The 611-nt window shown below is 26.0% G+C and carries 2 protein-coding genes; both read right to left on the reverse strand.

Annotated features, from left to right (window positions below; translation table 11 throughout):
• On the reverse strand, positions 1-241 hold a 241-nt coding region (locus tag IE142_RS40005), incomplete at its 3' end, for a DUF4889 domain-containing protein (protein ID WP_191889471.1).
• Positions 242-431: 190 nt separating this feature from the next.
• Positions 432-611 (reverse strand): hypothetical protein (locus IE142_RS40010; protein WP_502266913.1); only part of this gene is annotated, 180 nt, incomplete at its 5' end.

Below are 611 nucleotides of genomic sequence, written 5' to 3' on the forward strand. Positions count from 1 at the left end.
CTTTAAAGAGCATCACAAAATCTTCTTTTTTAACTGATACATTAGCATCTTTAGGTAATTCTACGTTTTTTTCAATTTTTTCATTTTTAGTATTTATCATTTTATCACTGGTCGTGCTATCTTTCATAATACCGTAGTATGAATCTTTCTTACCACCCACGAACATCATGATTACTAGTACAATACAAACGATAACCATAATTGTGATAAGACCTATGCCTAATCCTTTTTTATTTTTCATTATTGAAAACTCCTTTATCTATATTAATTCATTTATACATAATTTTAAGTCATTTTGCAATTATATATTGTAGTATAAAGAAAATAAAATTTATAAAATGGAGCTTGATGATATGAATGACAAAAAATAGACAATAAATAACCGCATCATAATCTAAAATGATTATAATACGGTAAATTTTGATATTATTTTATAACTCAATTGTAGCTGGCGTATCTAGTTCATCATCATTCATTAATTTAATTGAACGAGGTATAACTTTGAGTACACATAATTCAGGATCTTCTTTTGAATTGAAAAATGTTTTGTCTTGAGTTTCCCATAACCAATCAATAACTTTTTGATTTTTGACAACTTCTATAGTGGCATC

This window comes from Streptomyces mutabilis, assembly GCF_014649815.1.
GTDB lineage: Bacteria > Actinomycetota > Actinomycetes > Streptomycetales > Streptomycetaceae > Streptomyces > Streptomyces mutabilis.